Origin of the sequence: Paractinoplanes maris (genome assembly GCF_023544465.1) — a bacterium.
Taxonomy (GTDB): domain Bacteria; phylum Actinomycetota; class Actinomycetes; order Mycobacteriales; family Micromonosporaceae; genus Actinoplanes; species Actinoplanes maris.
The window spans coordinates 24,533-44,592 of the sequence record NZ_JALPVL010000003.1 but is presented as its reverse complement, the minus strand read 5'-3'; the positions used below and the strand labels follow the sequence as shown (position 1 = coordinate 44,592).

Here is a 20,060-nt window from a genome sequence, read left to right as displayed (position 1 = left end):
AGCGATTTCCGCCCTCGGGCGATCGAAGTTATCCACAGTCCAACCGGGCCGATGGCGTCTGTCCACAGGGCCTTCCCGTCGGCCGCCGTTGATGGTTCCGTGTCCCCATGAGACGGAATGGCACCTTCATCGCCCTGATGGCCACGGCGCATACGGATGAGCCCGACCATCGGTGCTGTCGGGTGATGGCCACACGCAGACGCCCGGGCTGGGTATCGTCGAGGTATGTCGATGGCTTCGGCGAAGCGGTTCGTGGTCGCTCTCGAAGCGTTGCTGACCGCGCTCGTGCTGGTCGCGGCGGTCGCTGTCCACTTCGCCGGGAACTCGTGGGGTCCTTACTACACGACGATGGCCGGCGCCGAGGCCGTGCCGTCGGCGGCCGCGCCGGTCGCGGGGGCGTCCACCGGGTCGTACGCCTGGAACTGCGGCCGCAACGAGCGGGGCCACCGCAACACTGCCAACATCGTGGTCACCCCGGGCAAGCCGGGGCCGCCGCACCACCTGCACGACTACGTCGGCAACCTCGGGGTGCGGGACCTCTCGACCGTGGCCGACCTGGCCGGTCAGCCGACCACCTGCTCCAACGGCGACGCCTCGACCTATTTCTGGGCCGTGCTGCGCCTTGCGGAGCCGGGGCACAATGAACACGGTGGCTCGCCCCAGGTGCCCGCCTCGGTGACCATGAAGTACTACGGCAATCCGCGTGGTCCGGTGCTTCCGATGCCGCGACTGCTGCGGGTGACCGTCGGTGACGCCTACGCTCACACCAACGGCGGCGCTCAGGCCCGCGCCCGCTGGACCTGCTCCAACACGCTCGAGAGGCAGACCATGAAGTACCCGATCTGCGACGACGGTGCCGCCGTCGTGCGGATCTTCGACTTCCCGAGCTGCTGGGACGGCCGCCAGCTGGACAGCGCGAAGCACCGGGAGCACGTCGTCTTCCCGATCACCGGGGGCGGCTGCCCGGTCGGCACCTTCGCGATCCCGCGCCTGCAGATCACGATGACCTACGCCGTCCCGCACGGCACCCGCTACCTGATCGACGCCTTCGACGACCAGGATCACGACCCCGCCACCGACCACGGGTTCCTGGTCAACCTGATGCCCGAGGCGCGGATGGTCCGCGTCGTGAACTGCCTCAACCAGGGGCAGGCGTGCGACGACACCGCGACGGGACGGACCGCCCCATGACCACGCCCGAGCACGCCGACATCGCCGGCTACCTCCTCGACACGCTGACTCCCGAGCAGCGCCAGGCGGTCGACGATCACCTTTCCGGCTGCGCCGACTGCCGTACGGAGGTCGACTCCCTGCGCGAGTGGAGCGACGCCCTGGTCGCCATCCCCGAGCCGATGCTGCTCGAGGGCCCGCCCGACGGCGGTGACCTGTTGCTGCAGCGCACTCTGCGCCAGGTCCGCACCGAGTCGGGCTCGCACCGTCGCCGCCGTACGGGATTGGTCTCGGCCGCCGCGGCGGTGCTGGTCGCCGCGGCCATCGGCGGCGGCATCCTGGCCGGGCGCAGCACCGCCCCGGACAACCAGCTCGCTCAGCCCACCGTGACCGCGTCCACCGAGCCCACGACCGTCCCCGGCACGCGCACGGCCACCACCGTCGATGCCGGCACCGGCGCCCGGATGACCGTCGCGGTGGCTCCCGCGGCCGGCTGGGTGCGGGTCAACGCCGCGGTCTCCGGCATCCCGGCCGGGGAACGCTGCGTCCTCGAGGTGGTCGCCCGGGACGGTTACGTGGCGCAGGCCGGCAGCTGGCTGGTCTCCCCGGCGGGCGAGGTCGGCGGCACCACGCTGAACGGCAGCGCGCTGATCGCCCCCGATGACGTCCGCTCGGTCCGGGTGGTCAACACCTCGGGCAAGCAGTTCGCCAGCGTCGACATCTGATCAGATCGCGGCCTGTGACGGCAGGGCGTCCAGGAAGCCCCGGACCTCGTCGGCCTCGGGAACACCGAGGTCGGTGTAGAGGACCAGCGCCTGCTCGTAGTGCTCGCGAGCCGCGGCCGGCTCGCCCGCGTCGTGGTGCGCGTGTCCCAGCCCGGTGTGCGCCCGCGCCTGCTGACGGCGGTTGCCGACGGCTTCGGCGATGGCCAGGGCGGCCGCGTGGTGGGTCCGGTCCGGGCGGGCGGCCTCGCCCAGGCTGTTGAGCAGCCAGGCCTCGTTGTCCTGGTTGCCGATCTCGCGGAAGATGGCCAGCGACTCCTGGTAGTGGCCGACGGCCCGGTCGACCTCGCCGAGCCGGACGTGCAGCACGCCGAGGCTTTCCAGCGCACCCGCCTCGGCGCTGCGGTTTCCCTCCTGCCGGTACAGCGACAACGCCTGCTCCAGGTGGCCGGCCGCTTCGTGGTATCGGCCCGCGTGCACGTCGATCTCACCCAGCCCGTTCAGCGCGTAGCCCTCGCTGCGCCGGTCACCGGCCGCCCGCGACACGACCAGCGCCTCCTGGTAGGCCTCGGCGGCGTCGGTGATCCGCCCCGCCAGTTCCAGCAGCGAGGCCAGCCCGACCAGGTCGATGGCCTCACCGACCCGGTTGCCGGCCGCCCGGTCGAGCGCCAGGGCCTGCTGCTTGTAGTCGATCGCCGCCGGGTAGCGGCCCGACCGTTCCTCGAGCAGACCGAGGTTGAACAGCACGCGGGACTGCCCGGCCGGGTCACCGACCTGGCGGAACAGGGCCAGGGCCTGCCGGAAGTAGCCGGCCGCGTCGTCGGCCCGGGCCTGGCGCAGGTGCGCGACGCCGATGCCGCTCAGGGCGTGCGCCTGGCCCGCGATGTCCTCGCTGCGACGGGTGGCCCGGTAGGCGTGGGTGTTCACGATCAGGGCGTCGTTGTGGTGGCCGCCTCCGAGGTAGCGGGCCAGGGTGCGGGCGAGCAACGAGGTGTGCTCCGGCCAGCCGTGGGTGGCGGTGTGGGCGGCCACGGCGACCAGGGTCGGTCGTTCGGTGTCGAGCCAGGTGAGCGCGGCCGCCGGATCGGTGAGGTCGGGGGTGGGCGTGGCGGGCGCCGGGATGCGGGCGCGCAGCTCGGTGTCCTCGACCGGGTGCAGGGCGTCCATGGCGGCCGCGGCCGTGGCCACACAGTGGTCGAACAGGCGGGTCAGCGCCGCGCGCCGCTCGGTGGGCCGGTCCTGATCCTCCGCCCGGCCCGCCGCGTAGTCCCGGACCAGGTCGTGCAGCGTGTGCCGGCCGGGCGCGGAGTCCTGGAGCAGGTGGTTGGTGCGCAGGTCGTCCAGCCAGGCCCGGGCTGTGGTCAGGTCGGCGTCGGTCAGCGCGGCCACGGCGTACGGGTCGAAGTCCTGCCCGGGGTGGAGCGCGGCCAGACGGAGAGCACGTTGCGGCCCCGGGCGCAGATGCCGGTAGGACAGGTCGAGGGCGACCTCCACGCCGGAGTCGAGCCGCCGATCGCGGTGGCGCTCGTCGAGCCGGTCGGCGTGGTCGGTCAGCGTCCAGCCCGGGGTGTGGGCGATGTGCCCGGCGATCAGGCTCAGGGCCAGGGGCAGCCGGCCGCAGCGCTCGGCGATCACCGCCGCCGCCCGGGGGTCGGAGCCGAGCGGCACCCCGGGGGACGGCCGCGGCCAGGAAGCTCACCGCCTCCTCGGCGGTGAACACGTCGACCGGCAGGTGGGTCACCGCGGGCAGACCCGTCAGGCGCCGACGGCTGGTGACCAGGGCCAGGCTGCCGGGCGAGCTCGGCAGCAGCGGCCGGACCTGCTCGGCGGTGGCGGCGTTGTCGAGCACGACCAGGACCCGCCGGTCGGCCAGCTGATGGTGGTAGGCGGCGGTCAGCGCGTCGAGCCCGTGCGGGATGCGGTTGCCGGGCACGTCGAGCAGGCGCAGGAACCCGTCGAGGACGGCCGTGGGGTCGGCCGGTGGCTGGGCGTCGTCGGGGTGGAACCCGCGCAGGTTGACGAACAACACCCGGTCGAACGGATCGAGCTCGTGCAGCCGGTGCGCGGCGTGCACGGCGAGCTGGGTCTTGCCGACACCGGCCATCCCCTCGATCGCCGAGATCACCACGTGGGCCCCGGCGCGGGCGGCGAGCAGCAGCCGGTCCAGCTCACCGACGCGCCCGGTGAACCCGGCCACGTCGGGCGGCAGGCTCCCGTGGACCCGCACCTGCGACACGGCCTCGATCTCGCCGGCGACGACCCGCAGGGCCTGGCGCCACTGGTCCACATACCCCTCGTCGGGGTGCAGCGCCCGCACCACGGCCAGGACCAGGTCGGTGTTCATCCGCCGCCGCCCGGGCTGGAAGGCGTTGGCGATGGTCGAGCGCCGCGCGTGCTCACTCGCCGGCCGGCTCTCGTCGACCCGGTGCTTGATGATCTCGTACGACGGATCGCCGCCCCAGATCTTGAGCAGGCGCAGCCGCTCGACCAGCTCGTCGAGGGAGCCGGCGCCGGCCGGGTCGGGCAGGTGGGGGGACATTCGCCCCACGCTAGGGCGTCGGTGATCAGCCGTCCAAGCCGGTGGTGGCAGCGCGCCGGAAACAGAGCCGACATCCGCCCTCGCCGGTGAGCTCTTTCTAACGGCGGATTGTTCCGGGGGAAACTGCGGCGAAACCCGCGGTTCCTTGACTGAGAGCCATCACCAGCCGCTCTACCTGGGCGGACGGGCCGGTGGAGGGGTTCGCGATGCCGGAACGGTATGTGTTGGTGCGCTGGCCGGACGGCGGAGCGCAACGGATCTACTCACCCTCGACCGTGGTCGAGGACTTCTTCTCGGCGGGGCAGCGGATGGCGGTCGGCGACTTCGTCGCGACCAGCCGGACCGCGCTGACCGAGGCGAGCGAGCGGGTGCGCCGGGCGTACGGGTTCCCGTGCGGCAACGCGGCTCGGAGCCTCGCCTCGGTGGAGGCCCGAGCGGCCACCCAGCCGGCCGGTGACGTCCTGGTCGAAGGGATCGAGCCGTGAGCAAGCAGCACGTCGGTGTCGCGGTCATCGGCGGTGGGCAGGCCGGGCTGAGCATGAGCTGGCACCTGCGGCAGAGTGGTACCGACCACGTGGTCTTCGAGCGGGACCGGGTCGGGCACGAGTGGCGCGACCGGCGGTGGGACTCGTTCTGCCTGGTCACGCCGAACTGGCAGTGCCGGCTCCCGGGCTACGCCTACAGCGGCGACGACCCGGACGGCTTCATGGCCGGCGCCGAGGTGGTGACGTTCCTGGAGAAGTACGCGGCCGGGTTCGACCCGCCGCTGCGCGAGGGAGTGGAGGTGAGCCGGCTCCGCCGTACCGGGAACGCTTTCGATCTGCTCACCAGCGATGGCCCGGTGACCGCCGACCAGGTGGTGATCGCGACCGGCGGCTATCACCGGCCGGCGATGCCGCGGCTGGCCGAGAAGTTCCCGCAGCACGTCGTGCAGGTGCACTCGTCGCAGTATCGCCACGCCGGGCAGCTGCCGGACGGTGACGTGCTGGTCGTCGGGACCGGGCAGTCGGGCTGCCAGATCGCCGAGGACCTGCACCTGGCCGGGCGGCGGGTGCATCTCGCGGTCGGCAGTGCGCCGCGGGCCGCCCGGCGCTATCGCGGACGGGACACGCTGGCCTGGCTCGAGGAGATGGGTCACTACGACAAGAGCGTGCACGAGTTCGGGGACGCGGACGAGGTGCGGCTGCGGGCCAACCACTACATGACCGGGCGCGGCGGCGGGCGGGACATCGACCTGCGGCTGTTCGCGACGCAGGGTATGCAGTTGTACGGCCGGTTGCGCACCGTCGATGGGGCGACCGCGACGTTCGGTGACGACCTGGCGAAGAACCTGGACAACGCGGATGCTGTCGCCGAGGGCATCAAGGACGCCATCGACGCGTACCTCGAGCGCAGGGGCCTCGAGGCGCCGGCGGAGAAGCGGTACGAGCCGGTGTGGACGCCCGGCGTGCCGCGTGATCTTCCGCTGCGGGACGTGGCGGCCGTCGTCTGGGCGACCGGGTTCCACCGCGATCACCGGTGGATCGAGGTGCCGGTCTTCGACGGCCGGGGCTATCCGACGCACGACCGCGGGGTCACCAGCTGTCCCGGGCTCTACTTCCTCGGCCTGCCGTGGCAGCACACCTGGGGTTCGGGCCGCTTCGCCGGCGTGGCCCGCGACGCCGAGCACCTGGCCGGGCAGCTCAGCCGGGCCCGCCGCCGCCAGGTGACCGAGGGCGTGAGCTGGCTCGCCGGCACCCCCACGGAGACCTACCCCGACCTTGAGTGGGCCGCATGACCAGGACCAGGACCAGGACCAGTGATGCTCATCGGCATCTGGGGGTTCTGCCGGCCTTTCCGTTCTATGGCGGGCCGCCGGTCAGCCCGGACGTGACCGCGCGGGCCACGATCGACGACCTGATCAAGGACCTCGACCGGGAAGGCACCGAACGCGCCCTCATCCTGCCCAACTACGGCGTCCCCGATCCCGACGTGGCCTTCGGCTTCAACGACCTCGTTCTCGAAGCGGCCCAGCGCGACGACCGCATCCGCTGCGGCCTGTGGGTCTCCGCGCGCGAATCCGACCGGGAGAGAACGGCGGCCGCCTTGAAGAACGTGGCCGAGCCCGGCGTACGGGCCCTCAAGATCAGTTTCCTGCTGGGCGGCAGCATCGATGACCCCGGCCTCGACCCGATCTTCGCCGCCGCCCGCGAGCACGACCTCGTGGTCCACGTGCACACCTCACCCGGCGCCGCCTCCGACATCGACCAGGTCGGCCGGCTGGTCGACCGGCACGGCGACGACGTGAAGATCCACCTGGTGCACTTCGGCGGCGGGATGAGCGGCCACATCAAGCTGATCGGCGGCCGCTTCTTCGACTGGATCGCCGCCGGCAAGCAGGTCTACACCGACCTGTCGTGGGCGATCGGCTTCGCCCCGCGCTGGCTGGCCCAGGAGATCGACCATCGGGGCCTCGGCGCCGACCGTGTCCTGTTCGCCAGCGACGAGCCGTGGGGCGACCACGCCGGCGAACTGGCCCGCCTCCAAGCCGCGGCCGCCGGGCGCGAGCTCGGCGAAGCCGTCTTCACGACCAATTTCGACCGCCTGTACGGCTGAAGTTGCCCCCTGCTCACCGATTCCCCCTTCTCAAGGAGCCACGATGACCGACCTGACCGACCTCGAGCAGAAGAGCCTCAACGAGATCCCGCACCCCGCCCTGTCCGAGGGTTCCAGCATCTACGGCGGCACCAAGGTCTTCCCCGACTACAAGGCCGAGGAGGGGCAGAGCTACTTCACGCTCGTGCACGGCATCGCCCACGAGTCGTCGGTCAGCTTCGTCGCCGTCCTGCAGGCCACCCGGGCTCTGCGCAAGGGATTCGAGGCGGCCATCTACTTCTACGGGCCGGGCTCGCTCAACTGCCTGGCCACCCGGGGCTTCCCGACCACCGGCACCAGCGCGTTCCCCGGCGAGCACAACATCAACAACTCGCTGAAGACGTTCATGGCCGAGGGCGGCAAGGTGTACTGCTGCCGCTTCGGGCTCTCGCTGCACGGCGCCCGCGAGGAGGACCTGATCGAGGGGGTCATCCCGACCCACCCGCTCGACGTGCAGGACGCGCTGATCCACTACGCCCGCAAGGGCGCGATCATCAACTCCACCTACCAGCTCTGACATGAGTATCGACGTCCGATCGGATCTCGCCGTGCGCGGCGTGCGGGTGCCCACTCCCGTGCGCCGCCCGGCGGGGGCCGGTCCCAGCGACGACGGCCACCTGGTGATCGACGGTGGCAACGCCGCTCTGCCGATCAACCCGCAGAGTCCCTATGAGGTCCGGGACAACAAGCTGTGGCTGGGCGAGTCGGACACCGGGCTGTCGTTGTCGGTCGTGCACCGGCCGAAGTTCTACGACTTGTCCACAGCCGACGGCGTTCCGTACGAGCAGATCGCGCGTCTGCACGGCCAGGACGTGCTGGCGACCACGGTCGTGCAGACGTGCATCCGGTACGCCGAAGAGGAGCGCTGCCGCTTCTGCACGATCGAGGAGTCGCTTCGCGCCGGGGCGACGGTGGCCGCCAAGACGCCGGCGCAACTGGCCGAGGTGGCCGAGGCGGCCGTACGACTCGACGGGGTGCGCCAGATGGTCATGACGACCGGGACGACGGCCGGCCCGGATCGGGGCGCGCGAAATCTGGTGCGCTCGGTGCGCGCGGTGCTGCGGCGGACGCCCGGTCTGCCGATCCAGGTGCAGATCGAGCCGCCCGGCGACCTCACCGTCATCCAGGAACTGCGCGACGCCGGCGCGGTGTCGATCGGCATCCACGCGGAGGCGCTCGACGACGAGATCCGCCGGACGTGGATGCCCGGCAAGGGATCGGTCCCGATGGCCGAGTACGAGGCGGCGTGGGACCGCGCGGTCGAGGTGTTCGGCCGCAACCAGGTCTCGACCTACCTGCTGATCGGGCTCGGCGAGGACCCGGACGAGCTGGTCGAGGGGTGCCGCCGGTTGATCGCCCGCGGGGTCTACCCGTTCGTCGTGCCGTTCCGGCCGATGGCGGGCACGCTCGCCCGCCGCGACGGCGTCGCCGGTCCGGCCCCGTCGCTGGTGCGGGACGTGTCGGCCCGGGTCGCCGCGTTGCTGCGCGAGGCCGGAATGCTCGGCGGCGACCAGAAGGCCGGCTGCGCCGCCTGCGGAGCGTGCGGCGTACTCCAGGCGGCCGGCGGATGAGCGAACGCGCGCATGGCCGGCTGACAGGGGTGGGGCATGACTGATCTCGTTCCGGCATTGCTCGGGTCGCCACGATTCTTGATCGAGCCCGCGCGTTCGCACCGTGAATACCGTCGACTGCGCCAGCAAGTGTTCGTCCGCGAGCAGGAACTGTTCGCGGTGAGCGATGTGGATGACCGGGACCACGACCCGCGCACGATGGTGCTCGAAGCGCGCGACCCGAGCGGCGCCTTGCTCGGCGGCGTGCGGTTGGGGCCGGCCGTGGACGGTCCCGACATCGGGTGGTGGCAGGGCGGCCGACTCGTGGTCGACCCGGCTGTGCGCGGTGCGCAACGGATCGGGCCCGCGCTCGTGCGGGCCGCGTGCGCCGCGGCCGAACAAGCGGGCGCGCTGCGCTTCGACGCGACCGTGCAGACGCGGTTCCGGCGCATGTTCGAGCGGCTGGGCTGGCAGCCGGTGCGTCCGGTGACCGTGGCCGGGCGGCCGCACCACCTGATGCGGTGGCCGATCGGGCGGATCGCCGCCCTGGCCGCGGCGACCAAGAACCCGCTGGGCGCGTTGCTCGACGGGCTCGACCCGGGTGGCGCCGGCTTCGTCGGGGACGACGGCGCCCCCGTACCCGGGTCGGATCTCATCGCGGCCTGTGACGCGATCCTGCCGTCGATGGTCGAGCGTGATCCGGACTGGGCCGGTTGGTGCGCGGTCCTGGTCAATGTGAACGATCTGGCGGCGATGGGCGCCACCCCGGTCGGGCTACTCAACGCGATCGGGGCCCGCGACGCCGGCTTCGCGGCGCGGGTGCTGGCCGGTCTGCGGCGGGCCGCCGAGGCGTACGGGATCCCGGTCCTGGGCGGTCACACCCAGCTCGGGGTGCCGGCCGCACTGTCGGCCACGGCGCTCGGCCGGACGTCGGACCCGGTGCCCGGCGGGGGTGGGCGGCCTGGTCATCGCGTACGGCTCACGGCCGACCTCGGCGGTGGCTGGCGACCCGGCTATCACGGGCGGCAGTGGGACTCGACCAGCCGGCGGACCGCCGCCGAGCTGCGGCTGATGCAGGGTTACGTGGCGGCGGCGCGGCCGGCGGCGGCCAAGGACGTGTCGATGGCCGGGATCGCCGGGACGCTCGGCATGCTGGCCGAGGCCGGTGGCTGCGGAGCCGTGCTGGACGTGGCTTCAGTGCCCCGTCCGTCCGCCGCGACGATGGGCGACTGGCTGACCTGCTTCCCCGGCTTCGCGATGCTCACGACCGGCCCGCAGGCGCCGGCGCCGGCCGGCCCGGCGGTGACCGCGGAGTGCGGCGAACTGGTGGCCGGCCAGGGCGTGAGCCTGCGGTGGCCGGACGGCGAGCTGACCCCGGCGCTGGCCGGCGCGGTCACCGGGATGGGAGCGGCAACATGAGCGACGGCAACGGAGGCACATCATGATCAGGGTGGCGGCGGTCGCGGAGGCTTTCGACCGTGATCTCGAGGACGACTTCGCGCGCGTCGAGAAGCTGGTGGCGGCGGCCCGCGCCGACGGCGTACGTCTGCTGGCCCTGCCCGAGGCGTGCCTGGGCGGCTATCTGGCCGACCTGAACGGGCAGGCCGAGCTGCCGCCGGCGCTGCGTCTCGACGGGCCCGAGATCGCCCGCCTCATCGGCCTCGCCGGCGACATGGTGGTGTGCGCGGGCTATTGCGAGGACGCCGGGGACGGCACCCGCTACAACAGCGTCGTCTGCGTCGGTGAGGGCCGGGTGCTCGGCAACCACCGCAAGGTGCACCAGCCGCTGCGCGAGGATGCGAGCTACTCGTCCGGCGACTCGTTCACCGCGTTCGACACGCCCGTGGGCCGGCTCGGGCTGATGATCTGCTACGACAAGGCGTTCCCGGAGTCGGCGCGGTCACTGGCGCTCGACGGGGCCGAGATCATCGTGTGCGTCTCGGCCTGGCCCGGCAGCCGGACCGACGCGCCCGACGACCTGGCCGACGACCGGTGGACGCGGCGCTTCGACCTGTTCGACCGGGCCCGGGCGCTGGAGAACCAGGTCGTGTGGATCTCGGCCAACCAGGCCGGGCACTTCGGCTCGTTGCGCTTCGTGTGCAGCGCCAAGATCGTCGATCCCGGCGGTGACGTCCTGGCCACGACGGGCTGTGCTCCCGGCATGGCCGTCGCCACCGTCGACGTGGCCGGCTCGCTGACCGCGGCCCGCCGCTACATGGGACATCTCCGAGACCGCCGACCGGCCGCCTACGCCGGATGACTGTCACCCGGATCGCCGCCGCCGCGGCCCATTTCGGCCGGAACCTCGAGCACGACCTGGGCCGGATCGGCAAGCTGATCGACGACGCCCGCGTGGCCGGGGCCGCCCTGCTCGTGCTGCCCGACGCCGCGCTCGGCGGTTACCTGGCCGACCTGCGCCACCCCGACCCGTCCGCCTTCCCGCCCGCGCTCGAGCCGGACGATCTGCTCTTCCGGCGGATCGCCGCGGCCGCCGGCGACATCGTCGTCTGCGTCGGCTATTGCGAGGCGGACGGCCCCGACCGCTACAACGCCGCGGTCTGCCTGACCGGCGACGGCGTGCTCGGCCGCCACCGCAAGGTGCACCTGCCGGCGGCCGAGAGCATCGCCTACTGCGCCGGGGAGTCGTTCGCCGCGTTCGACACCCCGGTGGGACGGATCGGCATGCTCATCGACTACGACAAGACGTTCCCCGAGTCGGCGCGCACGCTGGCCGTCGACGGCGCCGAGATCGTCGCCTGCCTGTCCGCGTGGCCGGCCAGCATCACCAACGCCGCCCCCAAGATGTCGCAGGACCGGCAGTCGCGCCTGTTCGACCTGTACGACTGCGCCCGCGCGGCCGAGAACCAGATCGTCGTGGTGTCGTCGAACCAGACCGGCGCGGCGGGTGGCCTGCGGTTCCTGGGCCAGGCCAAGGTGGTCGGCCCGGCCGGCAACGTCCTCGCCCGTACGTGGGCCAAGGCGGGCCTGGCGGTGGCCGAGCTCGACGTCGCGCTGGAGATCGCCGGCGCCCGCCGGGTGCTCAACCACCTCGCCGAGTTGCGCCCGGGAGCCTACCGGTGAGGATCGCCCTGCTGACCTACTCGACCCGGCCGCGCGGTGGCGTCGTGCACACGCTCGGCCTGGCCGAGGCCCTGGCCGCCCTCGGGCACGACGTGACAGTGTGGACACTCGGCCGGGGCGGCGGCTTCTTCCGGCCGGTCGACCCGCGCGTGCACCTGGCCGTCGTCCCCTTCCCCGAGGCCCCCGGCGAGGGCGTGGGCGAGCGGATCCAGCGCTCCATCGCCTTGCTGCGACAGGCTTTCACCCCTTCCGCGTACGACGTGGTGCACGCCCAGGACTGCATCAGCGCCAACGCGGTGGATCGTTGTGTGCGCACCGTCCACCATCTCGACCAGTTCACGACCCCCGAGCTGGTCGCCTGTCACGAACGGGCGATCGTCCGCCCGTACGCCCATGTCTGTGTCTCCTCGGCCGTCGCCGCCGAGCTCCACGCCGGGTGGGGCCTGACCGCGACGGTCATCCCCAACGGCGTCGACCACGAGCGCTTCGCCTCGGCTGTCCCGCACGTGGCCGACCACCCCTATCTGCTGTCGGTCGGCGGCATCGAGCCCCGCAAGGGTTCGCTCGACCTGCTCGCCGCCTACGCCCGGATGCGCCGTTCCCTGCCCGGCCTGCGCCTGGTGATAGCCGGCGGCGAGACGCTCTTCGACTACCGCGACTACCGCGCCCAATGGGATGCTCAGGCGGCCTCGCTCGACGTCGCTCCGACGGTCCTCGGCCCGGTCGACCACGCGTTCCTGCCGTCGCTGATGGCGGGCGCCTCGGCCTTCGCCTTCCCGTCCACCAAGGAGGGTTTCGGGCTGGCCGCCATGGAGGCGCTGGCCGCCGGCGTCCCGGTCGTCGTGCGCGACCTGCCCGTCCTGCGGGAGGTCTTCGGCTCCGCGGTCACCTACGGCAGCGACGCGGCCTCGCTGGCCGCGGCCCTGACCCGCGCGGTCAAGGAACCCGACCCGGACCGCCGCGCCGCGGGCCGTGCGCTGGCCGCCGCCCACACCTGGGCTGCCGCCGCCCGCCGGCACGTCGGGCTCTACACCTCGCTGCGCGGCGCCACCAGCCCGGATTCGTAGGCCCGGATCACCAGCTGCGCCCGGTCCCGGGCGTGCAGCTTGGTCATCGCCCGGTTGAGATGGGTCTTGGCGGTCACCGGGCTGATCACCATGCGCGCGGCGATCTCGTCGTTGGACAGGCCACGGGCGGCCAGGATCACGGCCTCGCGTTCCCGGTTGGTGAGCTCGCCGAGCGCCACCCCGCTGGGGCGCGGCGGCTCGGCCACGTAACGGTCGATGAGCTTGCGGGTGATCGACGGCGCGAGCAGGGCGTCACCGCGCGCGGCCACCCGGAGCGCGTGCAGGAAGTCCTCGGGCTCGACGTCCTTGACCAGGAAGCCGGCGGCACCGGCCCGCAGGGCGTGGAAGACGTACTCGTCGAGCCCGTAGTTGGTCAGGACGACGACGTGCACCCCGGCCAGCTCCGGGTCGGCCGCGATGCGCCGGGTCGCCTCGATCCCGTCGACGTGCGGCATCCGGATGTCCATGAGCGCCACGTCCGGCCGATGGGCCCGGGCCAGCGCCACGCCCTCGTCACCGTCGCCCGCCTCGGCCACCACCTCGATGTCCCGCTCGGCGTCGAGCATCGCGCGGAACCCGCTGCGGATCAGCGGCTGGTCGTCGACCAGCAGGACGCGGATCATCCCGTACGGTCCACCGGCAGCTCGGCCCGCACGGTGAACCCACCCCCGGCGCGACCACCGGCCCGCAGCCGGCCGCCGAGCGCGCCCACCCGCTCGCGCATGCCCAGCAATCCCGCACCGGGCACCGGGGCGGCGTCGGCCGCCGCCGTGCCGTCGTCGTCGACCTGGATGGACACCTCGCCCGGCCGGTAGCCGATCCGGACCGACGCGGTCGCGGCCGCGGCGTGCCGGGTCACGTTGGTCAGCGACTCCTGCACGATCCGGTAGGCGGTCCGGTCGACCGCGGTCGGCAGCTCGGGACGGCGGCCCTCGACCGTGAGCGTCGCCGCCAGCCCGGTCGTGCAGACCTGCCGGACGAGATCGGGGACGTGGTCGAGCCCGCGCGGCGGGGCACTGTCGTCGTCCCGCAACGCCTCCAGGGTGGCCCGGAGCTCCCGCGACGCCTCCCGCCCGGCCTCCCGGATGGCCAGCAACGCCTCCGGGACCGGCTCACCGCGGCGCTGGGCGACATGCACGGCGGCCTCGGCGTGCACCTTGATGACCGAGATCTGATGGGTGAGCGAGTCGTGCAGCTCCCGCGCGAGGTGCAGGCGTTCCTCCCCGGCCCGGCGCAGCGCGATCTCCTCCCGCGTCCGCTCCGCCTCGTCCGCCCTCCGCTCGGCCTGCCGCAACGCCTCCCCGGCGGCCGCGGCCGCGATCAACCAGGCCAGTTCGAGCACACCGCGGACCTGGTCGATGGTCCCGCCCGGGCTCGCGACCCCGGAGAACGCCGCCGCGCCGGGCAGCGTGACCAGGACGGCCACGCTGGTGACCAGGACCGCGACCCGGCGACCGGCCCGGACGGCCGAATACACGGCCACCAGATAGGCCACCGCGAACACCTCGAAGCCGGCCGCCCGATAACCCACCGCGCACAGCCCGGTGAAGACCAGGACGGCAACGGGCCGATCGCGGCGCCCGGCCAGCGCCAGACCACTCGCCACCAGCAGCACCGAGCCGATCGCGGCGGTGCCGGTCCGCGGCCCGGAGAGCCCGTCGAACAGCAGCACCACCGCCACCCCGGCCGCGAGGGCGGCGTCGCGGAGGTGGACGCTCATCCGGCCCATGCGGGCACCATAACTCGCCCGGCCCGGTGGGCGAGTCCTGCGAGCGGAGCAACCTCGGCTACCACGGACGCAGTAGCCCGACTGTCCACAGCCGCACGATGTGGACCGGCCCCTCCGGCAGTCAGGATCGACACACGTTGCCCGGGAAGGGGTTTCACCATGTTGCTCGCCGCGTCCTACGCCCTCACCGGTGGCCGCCTCCTGGCCACCACCGCCGCACTGCTGGCCGTCGCCGGCGTTGCCCTCGGAGCGTCCGCACTGGCCCGGCCCGGCGGCCGGCGCCGGGCCGCGGCCGCCCTGACCGCGGGAACCATCGGCGCCCTGGCCGGCGCTGTCGTGATCGCCGTGGCCGACGGTGGACCGGGCAGCGGCAGCGGGGTGGTGGGCGGCTGGGCGGCCCTGGCCTTCGGCCTGATCGCGGCGGGCCTCGGCGGGCTGGCTCTGGCCCGCTTGCGCCGGAGCCGCGACGAGGCACTGCGGTAGTGATGCGTCCACGGCGGGTCCGGCGGGGTCGGCCTGATGGCGCCGCACCGCGCAGCGCCGCAGTCGACCTCGCCGGCACCGACGAGGCGCTGGACGTCTCGCTCGCGCTGGTGGCTCGAGCGCGCCGGGCCGGGCACGCCCCCGCAAGCTCGTGCTGATTCCCTGACCGGTGGGTGCCGGGGCGCTCAGGACCGCCGTCCGAGGAGCAGCAGCACGAGCGCGGCGACCGAGGGCACCAGCGGCAGGGCGGCGCCCAGCACCGGATCGGCGGCGGTGGCCAGCGCACCGCCGAGGGCTCCGGCGACCAGGGCGAGGATCGACAGGGCCCGTACGGTCAGGAAGTCGCGCCGGCCGTCGGCCAGGGTCTGCATGAGGCTGGTCAGGGTGCCGGTCACGAAGGTGGTCGTCACGCCGGATTTCGCCTCGATGGTGCGGCCGATGACGGTCTGGCCGGCCATCGCCACGGCCGACAGGGCGATGAACCCGCACAGCAGGAGCCGCCCGGGCGGCCGGGCCGCGGCAGCGTATCCGCCCAGCACCGCGAGCTGGGCGACCGTCGCCGCGACGAGCAGGACGAAGGCACCCCGTTCCGGGCCCCGCCGCGACAGCGTGATCCGGAATCCGGCGCAGACCACCCCGGCGAAGACCAGGACGGCGACGGTCGCGCCGATCAGCGTGGTCAGGTAACCGGGTCGCTGGAACAGGCCGACGAGGATCAGGTTGCCGGTCATGTTGGCGGTGAAGATGCCGCCCAGTTGGAGGAAGGCGAAGGCGTCGGTGGCGCCGGCCGCGAACGACAGCACCACCGCCACCGCGGGCGAGGTGCGGGACACGGCCGGCGCCACTGAGCCTATGGTCACGACGCCGATCCTGCCGTCGGCGGCCCGGGCCGGCCAAGGGGCGCCGTCACACCGCCGACCGGCGGCAGTAGTGACGGTCACCCCTTGCGGCGACTAGGGAAGCTGCGGCCGGTATCGCGGAGGCGCCAGCGTGGTCGGTGCGGGCGCCGTCGGGACGACCGGTGCGGTCGCGCCGGCCGGAGGCAGCTGGCCGACCAGCGGAAGCGTGAGCGAGCTGCCGCGCAGGTCCATCCGGATCGTCGCGCCGGTCGACTGCGGGGACGAGTATTCCTCGTCGCTCGCCTGCAGGATCAGGCCGAGCACGTGCCCGGCGGCGATCCGCTGATCGGTCGCCTGCATCGGCACCGTCACCGAATACCACCGGCCGGGCCGCAGCGGCGTGACGAACCGCAGCGACACGTGGTGGGCGGCGTCCTGCCAGCCGCGGGTCAGGATCGCGTGGTCGCTGGTCACCACGTCCTCGGCCGTGTCCAGGTAACAGGCGTCGTCGGCCGCGGTCGAGGCGCCCCAGCAGGATTCGGTGGTCAGCGTCCGGATGCCCTCACCGGGGCCCAGGTAGTTCACCCGGGCCGCGGTGCCGTAGTCGACCAGCCGGGCGGTGAGCTCGGTGGTCGGCCGGTCGACCTGCACCCGCAGCGTCACCGAGGGGGTGCCCGAGACCCGTACGCCCCGGGTCAGCGGGGCCGACAGGAAGGCCACCCGCCCGGGCACGGCGGTGTTGGGACCGGCCACGGCGGCGGCCTCGCTGAGGGCGGGCGCGTCGGTCCACGTACGGGAACCGGACCCGGACGGGCCACCCAGCGTGCCCGTCGTCCCATCGCCGTTACCCAGGGTGACCTTCGCCGACCGCGCAGCGGAGGCGGGCCAGGTGCGCTCGCTCACCCATGTGCCCGGCGCTGTCTCGATGGTCACCGGCGGCTCGCGGTCGATGCCGTTGCGCAGGCCCTGCAACCAGCGGTCGAACCACTTGTGCAGCAGGCCGACCCACTCGGCGCGGCGGATGTCGAACGGGTCGACGTGCCCCTGCTGGGACAGCCACATCTTCTTGGGCCCGTTGAGCCGGCTCCACCACCGGGCGAACTGCGTGGTCGTCACGTTCGTGTCGTTGAGGCCGTGCGCGATGAGCACGCTCGCCTTGACCTGGCGGGCATCCGGCCGGAAGTCCCGCTCGGCCCAGTACGCGTTGTAGTCGCCGGTGGCGTCGTCGCTGCCCTCGTCGAGTTCCTTCAGCGTGGCGTCACACGCTCCGTCAGGCCGCCCGCTGACCGCCTGGTGCAGGAACTCGGGGTAGTCCTCGGCGCGCAGCACACCGTTGTAGCGCTGGTAGTCGTACCAGCTGGAGATGGCCGAGATCGGCACGATCGTCTCGAGCCCCTCGACGCCGGTCGCGGCGACCCCGTTGGCCACCGAGCCGTCCCACGACTTGCCGATCATCCCGGTCTTCCCGGTGGTCCAGCGGGTGGCGACCGCGGGCGTCCCGTCGGCGTAGGTGGCCCGGGCGCGCCCGTTCAGCCAGTCGACGACGGCCTTGGCGCTGAGCACCTCCTCGCGTCCGCCGACGTCCATGCACCCGGTCGACCGGCCGGTGCCGGCCAGGTCGGCCGCGACGAACGCGTACCCCCGGGGCACGAAGTAGTTGTCGTAGAACAGCGGCTGCTTGGTGATCGTGCCGTCGGCGTCGTACTCCTTGAGCTCGCTCTCGTTGCCGCGCCCGCAGCACGAGTAATACGGCGAGGCCTCCAGGATGACCGGGATCTTGAGGTGCCGGTCGGCCGCCTCGCGGGGCCGCACGATGTCGACGGCCACCTTGTCCGGCACCCCGTCGAGGTCGTTGTCCAGCGTGGTCTGCACCCAGACGCTTTCGCGTACGGCGTTCTCGTAGGAGTAGACCGGCACAGTCTCGCCGGCCCGGATGTGTGGTGGTGTCCCGGCGGCTCCGGCCGGCGCCGCGGCGACGGTCAGTGTGGTGGCGACCCCCGCGACGACGGCTGTGGCAAGCCGCATTCGTAGCCCTGACATCGACGCATCGTATTACGTCGATGTGTTTGGCGTAACGGGCCGGCCGAAGACCGTCACGCCGGCGATGCCGTCGACCCGGCAGTCGAGGACGGCTGTGCCCATGGGCTCGCCGCGGTAGTGGACCAGTGCCGCCGGCTGGCCGTTCATGACCGTCGGCTCCATCTGCCAGTCGCCGGGCTCGCCCACCGCGTCGGCGAAGACCGGCAGGCAGTTCTCGATGCCGTCGAACCAGCGCCGGCCCGGGATCAGCTCCAGCTTGGCGTCCTGGCGCAGCAGGGCGGTGAGGCCGGTGATGTCGGCTGTGCGGAAGGCCGTCAGGTAGGCGTCGAGCTGGCGGCGGGCGGCCGGGCTGGTCGGCTCGGCCACGTCGTCGGGGCGGTGGGCGGCCTCGCCCAGCCGGGCGCGGGCCCGTTGCAGGGCGCTCTTCACCGCGGCCGGGGTGAGGCCGAGCATCTCACCGACCTCGGCCGCCGGGAACGCCAGCACATCGCGCAGGAGCAGGACGGCCCGCTGGCCCGGGGTCAGCGTCTGCAAGCCGGCGATGAGCGCCAGCCGCAGGTCGTCGCGATCGTCGGCGTACGGCTGGATCCAGACCTCGGCGGGCCGGGTGCCCTCGCCGTCCGGTCCACCGAGGCCCGACGGCAGCGCCCGGCGGCCACGCCCCTGCAGCGCCGACAGCGTCACGTTGGTGGCGATCCGGTACAGCCACGTGCGTACCGAGGCCCGGTGGTGAAATTGCTCCCAGCCGCGCCAGGCGCGCAGATACGTCTCCTGGACGACGTCCTCCGCCTCGTCCCACGAGCCCAGCATCCGGTAGCAGTGCGCGGTCAGCTCGCGACGCCACTGCCCGGTCTGCGCCTCGAAGTCGGTCACGAGCCCATTGTGCGGCGCAGCCACGAACCCGCCTTCGCGATGGCGTCGCCGGCCACCGGTGAGTGCCCGGCCGCCATCTGGAACGTGTGCAGCTGCCCCGGGAACACTTCCAGCTCGACGGCGGGGGAGCGCGCCGCCAGCAGCCGCGCGTCGTCGAGCAACGCCTCGTCCCCACCGGCCTGCACACAGGTCGGCGGCAGCCCGCCGAAGTCCAGCGCCGCCGGCGACGCCCCGGCGAGGTAGGCCTTGGCCAGCCCCTCGACCAGCTCGCGGGTGAAGAACGGGTCGGTCCCGGCGTCGTAACTCGCCCCGGACACCGCCAGATCGGCCCACGGCGAGAAAAGCACCAGACCTTCCGGTACGGGCCCGCGCAGCGCCAGCTCCAGGGCGAGCGTCGCACCGCACGAGTCCCCGGCCAGCGCCACCCGCCGCCCGGCCAGCCCGCGATAGACCTGGCCGACCTGCTCGATCTGGGCCGGGTAGACGTGCTCGGGCACCAGCCCGTATTCGACCACCAGCGTGGTCAGCCCGGACGCCAGCGCCAGATGCCCGAACATCCGGCGGTGGGTGGCGATCGACCCGCTGACGAACCCACCCCCGTGAATGGCCAGCACCACGCGGGCGTCGTCGGCCCCCGGCGGCCGCAACCACAACCCCGCCTCGCCGGCCTCCTCGGTCAGCCCCACCGGCTCGGTCGTCAGCGATTCCCAGGCCCGGCTCGCGTCCCCGGCGGCCCGCTCGGTCCAGAGCAGCCGGTTGATGTCTGTCGTCGTCATGCAGGGATAGACCGGCGACGACCCGGAAAGGAATCGAGGGCTACGGCCGGGTGGCCACACGCAGCCCGCCGGGAGACCTGAGTCGGCCGATGTCGACCGGGGTCGTCAACACCGGGTGGATGCGGTGGCGCGCCGTGATTCCTAGCGTCGGAGCCATGAATCTGCGACTCGCCGTGGTGCTGGGCCTGGCCGGTCTGGTGCGGCCGGTGCTGAGCGTCGCGGGCGCGTACGACAGTGGTCCGCTGGCCAAGCCGGTCGGCCCGCTCGTCCTGACGGCGCTCGTCTCGCTCGCCTGGATCGTGGCGGTGGTGCTGGCCAAGCCGGCCCGGCCCGTGCTGACGACCACGGTCGCCGGGATCAGCTACGGGGTCGCCGCGATCCTGCTCAACTGGTCGCTGCAGCCGTTCCTCGACTCGGCCGAGACGATCCCGCTGCCCGGCTACTTCGGCATCCTGGTCTTCAACGCCCTCCAAGGTGCCTTTCTCGGGGTGATCGCCTGGCTGGTGCTGCGCCTGACCAAGCGGCAGGTCGCCCCGCTGCGGTGAGAGGCTGAACCC

The 20,060-nt window shown here is 73.0% G+C and carries 21 protein-coding genes; 14 read left to right on the top strand and 7 right to left on the bottom strand.

Annotation, left to right across the window (positions count from 1 at the left end; all coding sequences use genetic code 11):
• Nucleotides 1-225 precede the first annotated feature (225 nt).
• Entirely contained in the window at nt 226-1,191 is a 966-nt protein-coding gene (locus NAG42_RS08990; protein ID WP_250029390.1) for a DUF1996 domain-containing protein, read from the top strand.
• Nucleotides 1,188-1,895 (top strand): anti-sigma factor family protein, encoded by a 708-nt coding sequence (locus NAG42_RS08985; protein WP_250029389.1) that lies wholly within the window; start codon nt 1,188-1,190, stop codon nt 1,893-1,895. The genes NAG42_RS08990 and NAG42_RS08985 overlap by 4 nt, the downstream gene beginning before the upstream one ends.
• Here NAG42_RS08985 and NAG42_RS08980 read toward each other — a convergent pair whose 3' ends face one another.
• Nucleotides 1,896-3,560, bottom strand: a complete 1,665-nt coding sequence (locus tag NAG42_RS08980; protein ID WP_250029388.1) for a tetratricopeptide repeat protein — start codon at nt 3,558-3,560, stop codon at nt 1,896-1,898.
• A gap of 64 nt (nt 3,561-3,624) precedes the next feature.
• Here NAG42_RS08980 and NAG42_RS08975 point away from each other — a divergent pair, with 64 nt between their 5' ends.
• The 10 genes from NAG42_RS08975 to NAG42_RS08930 all read left to right on the top strand — a co-directional run bounded on the left by NAG42_RS08975 (nt 3,625) and on the right by NAG42_RS08930 (nt 12,763).
• Entirely contained in the window at nt 3,625-4,521 is an 897-nt protein-coding gene (locus tag NAG42_RS08975) for a hypothetical protein (RefSeq protein WP_250029387.1), read from the top strand.
• Nucleotides 4,522-4,637: 116 nt separating this feature from the next.
• Nucleotides 4,638-4,916, top strand: a complete 279-nt coding sequence (locus tag NAG42_RS08970) for an MSMEG_0570 family nitrogen starvation response protein (RefSeq protein ID WP_250029386.1) — start codon at nt 4,638-4,640, stop codon at nt 4,914-4,916.
• Entirely contained in the window at nt 4,913-6,208 is a 1,296-nt protein-coding gene (locus tag NAG42_RS08965; RefSeq protein ID WP_250029385.1) for an MSMEG_0569 family flavin-dependent oxidoreductase, read from the top strand. The genes NAG42_RS08970 and NAG42_RS08965 overlap by 4 nt, the downstream gene beginning before the upstream one ends.
• A complete protein-coding gene (locus tag NAG42_RS08960; RefSeq protein WP_250029384.1) occupies nt 6,205-7,026 on the top strand; it encodes an amidohydrolase family protein in 822 nt (273 codons plus the stop codon). Before NAG42_RS08965 ends, NAG42_RS08960 begins: the two co-directional genes overlap by 4 nt.
• Nucleotides 7,027-7,069: 43 nt before the next feature.
• Nucleotides 7,070-7,582: an MSMEG_0572/Sll0783 family nitrogen starvation response protein gene (locus tag NAG42_RS08955; protein WP_250029383.1), complete on the top strand. Its 513-nt coding sequence runs from the start codon at nt 7,070-7,072 to the stop codon at nt 7,580-7,582.
• A 1-nt stretch (nt 7,583) separates the two neighbouring features.
• Nucleotides 7,584-8,636 (top strand): MSMEG_0568 family radical SAM protein, encoded by a 1,053-nt coding sequence (locus NAG42_RS08950; RefSeq protein ID WP_250029382.1) that lies wholly within the window; start codon nt 7,584-7,586, stop codon nt 8,634-8,636.
• Between the two features lie 36 nt (nt 8,637-8,672).
• The gene (locus NAG42_RS08945) at nt 8,673-10,034 is read left to right on the top strand and encodes an MSMEG_0567/sll0787 family protein (RefSeq protein WP_250029381.1); all 1,362 of its coding nucleotides are present in this window, start codon (nt 8,673-8,675) and stop codon (nt 10,032-10,034) included.
• 22 nt (nt 10,035-10,056) lie between these two features.
• Entirely contained in the window at nt 10,057-10,875 is an 819-nt protein-coding gene (locus NAG42_RS08940; protein ID WP_250029380.1) for a carbon-nitrogen hydrolase family protein, read from the top strand.
• Complete coding sequence (locus NAG42_RS08935) at nt 10,872-11,696, top strand: carbon-nitrogen hydrolase family protein (RefSeq protein ID WP_250029379.1); 825 nt, start codon at nt 10,872-10,874, stop codon at nt 11,694-11,696. The genes NAG42_RS08940 and NAG42_RS08935 overlap by 4 nt, the downstream gene beginning before the upstream one ends.
• Entirely contained in the window at nt 11,693-12,763 is a 1,071-nt protein-coding gene (locus tag NAG42_RS08930) for an MSMEG_0565 family glycosyltransferase (protein WP_250029378.1), read from the top strand. The genes NAG42_RS08935 and NAG42_RS08930 overlap by 4 nt, the downstream gene beginning before the upstream one ends.
• On the opposite strand, the gene NAG42_RS08925 is transcribed toward NAG42_RS08930, so the two are convergent.
• A complete protein-coding gene (locus NAG42_RS08925; RefSeq protein ID WP_250029377.1) occupies nt 12,724-13,386 on the bottom strand; it encodes a response regulator in 663 nt (220 codons plus the stop codon). The genes NAG42_RS08930 and NAG42_RS08925 overlap by 40 nt on opposite strands.
• A complete protein-coding gene (locus NAG42_RS08920; RefSeq protein ID WP_250029376.1) occupies nt 13,383-14,492 on the bottom strand; it encodes a sensor histidine kinase in 1,110 nt (369 codons plus the stop codon). The genes NAG42_RS08925 and NAG42_RS08920 overlap by 4 nt, the downstream gene beginning before the upstream one ends.
• Nucleotides 14,493-14,651: 159 nt before the next feature.
• Between NAG42_RS08920 and NAG42_RS08915 the strand changes: the two genes are divergently transcribed.
• A complete protein-coding gene (locus NAG42_RS08915; protein WP_250029375.1) occupies nt 14,652-14,975 on the top strand; it encodes a DUF6223 family protein in 324 nt (107 codons plus the stop codon).
• Nucleotides 14,976-15,160: 185 nt separating this feature from the next.
• On the opposite strand, the gene NAG42_RS08910 is transcribed toward NAG42_RS08915, so the two are convergent.
• The 4 genes from NAG42_RS08910 to NAG42_RS08895 all read right to left on the bottom strand — a co-directional run bounded on the left by NAG42_RS08910 (nt 15,161) and on the right by NAG42_RS08895 (nt 19,503).
• The gene (locus tag NAG42_RS08910) at nt 15,161-15,835 is read right to left on the bottom strand and encodes a YoaK family protein (RefSeq protein ID WP_250029374.1); all 675 of its coding nucleotides are present in this window, start codon (nt 15,833-15,835) and stop codon (nt 15,161-15,163) included.
• Nucleotides 15,836-15,928: 93 nt separating this feature from the next.
• Nucleotides 15,929-17,854 carry a Xaa-Pro dipeptidyl-peptidase gene (locus NAG42_RS08905; RefSeq protein WP_250029373.1) on the bottom strand — a complete coding sequence of 642 codons (1,926 nt, stop codon included), beginning with the start codon at nt 17,852-17,854 and terminating at the stop codon, nt 15,929-15,931.
• A 12-nt stretch (nt 17,855-17,866) separates the two neighbouring features.
• The gene (locus tag NAG42_RS08900; protein ID WP_250029372.1) at nt 17,867-18,727 is read right to left on the bottom strand and encodes an RNA polymerase subunit sigma-70; all 861 of its coding nucleotides are present in this window, start codon (nt 18,725-18,727) and stop codon (nt 17,867-17,869) included.
• On the bottom strand, nt 18,724-19,503 hold the full coding sequence (locus NAG42_RS08895; protein WP_250029371.1) for an alpha/beta hydrolase: 780 nt from the start codon (nt 19,501-19,503) through the stop codon (nt 18,724-18,726). Before NAG42_RS08895 ends, NAG42_RS08900 begins: the two co-directional genes overlap by 4 nt.
• A 155-nt stretch (nt 19,504-19,658) precedes the next feature.
• On the opposite strand from NAG42_RS08895, the gene NAG42_RS08890 reads away from it, so the two are divergent.
• Entirely contained in the window at nt 19,659-20,048 is a 390-nt protein-coding gene (locus NAG42_RS08890) for a hypothetical protein (RefSeq protein WP_250029370.1), read from the top strand.
• Nucleotides 20,049-20,060: the final 12 nt, after the last annotated feature.

Excerpts from the sequence above, each read along its gene's own strand:
- NAG42_RS08990 (WP_250029390.1), top strand. The coding sequence starts at position 226 with ATGTCGATGGCTTCGGCGAAGCGGTTCGTGGTCGCTCTCGAAGCGTTG.
- NAG42_RS08985 (WP_250029389.1), top strand. The coding sequence starts at position 1,188 with ATGACCACGCCCGAGCACGCCGACATCGCCGGCTACCTCCTCGACACG.
- NAG42_RS08970 (WP_250029386.1), top strand. The coding sequence starts at position 4,638 with ATGCCGGAACGGTATGTGTTGGTGCGCTGGCCGGACGGCGGAGCGCAA.
- NAG42_RS08960 (WP_250029384.1), top strand. The coding sequence starts at position 6,205 with ATGACCAGGACCAGGACCAGGACCAGTGATGCTCATCGGCATCTGGGG.
- NAG42_RS08955 (WP_250029383.1), top strand. The coding sequence starts at position 7,070 with ATGACCGACCTGACCGACCTCGAGCAGAAGAGCCTCAACGAGATCCCG.
- NAG42_RS08950 (WP_250029382.1), top strand. The coding sequence starts at position 7,584 with ATGAGTATCGACGTCCGATCGGATCTCGCCGTGCGCGGCGTGCGGGTG.
- NAG42_RS08945 (WP_250029381.1), top strand. The coding sequence starts at position 8,673 with ATGACTGATCTCGTTCCGGCATTGCTCGGGTCGCCACGATTCTTGATC.
- NAG42_RS08940 (WP_250029380.1), top strand. The coding sequence starts at position 10,057 with ATGATCAGGGTGGCGGCGGTCGCGGAGGCTTTCGACCGTGATCTCGAG.
- NAG42_RS08935 (WP_250029379.1), top strand. The coding sequence starts at position 10,872 with ATGACTGTCACCCGGATCGCCGCCGCCGCGGCCCATTTCGGCCGGAAC.
- NAG42_RS08925 (WP_250029377.1), bottom strand. The coding sequence starts at position 13,386 with ATGATCCGCGTCCTGCTGGTCGACGACCAGCCGCTGATCCGCAGCGGG.
- NAG42_RS08920 (WP_250029376.1), bottom strand. The coding sequence starts at position 14,492 with ATGGGCCGGATGAGCGTCCACCTCCGCGACGCCGCCCTCGCGGCCGGG.
- NAG42_RS08915 (WP_250029375.1), top strand. The coding sequence starts at position 14,652 with ATGTTGCTCGCCGCGTCCTACGCCCTCACCGGTGGCCGCCTCCTGGCC.
- NAG42_RS08905 (WP_250029373.1), bottom strand. The coding sequence starts at position 17,854 with ATGTCAGGGCTACGAATGCGGCTTGCCACAGCCGTCGTCGCGGGGGTC.
- NAG42_RS08895 (WP_250029371.1), bottom strand. The coding sequence starts at position 19,503 with ATGACGACGACAGACATCAACCGGCTGCTCTGGACCGAGCGGGCCGCC.
- NAG42_RS08890 (WP_250029370.1), top strand. The coding sequence starts at position 19,659 with ATGAATCTGCGACTCGCCGTGGTGCTGGGCCTGGCCGGTCTGGTGCGG.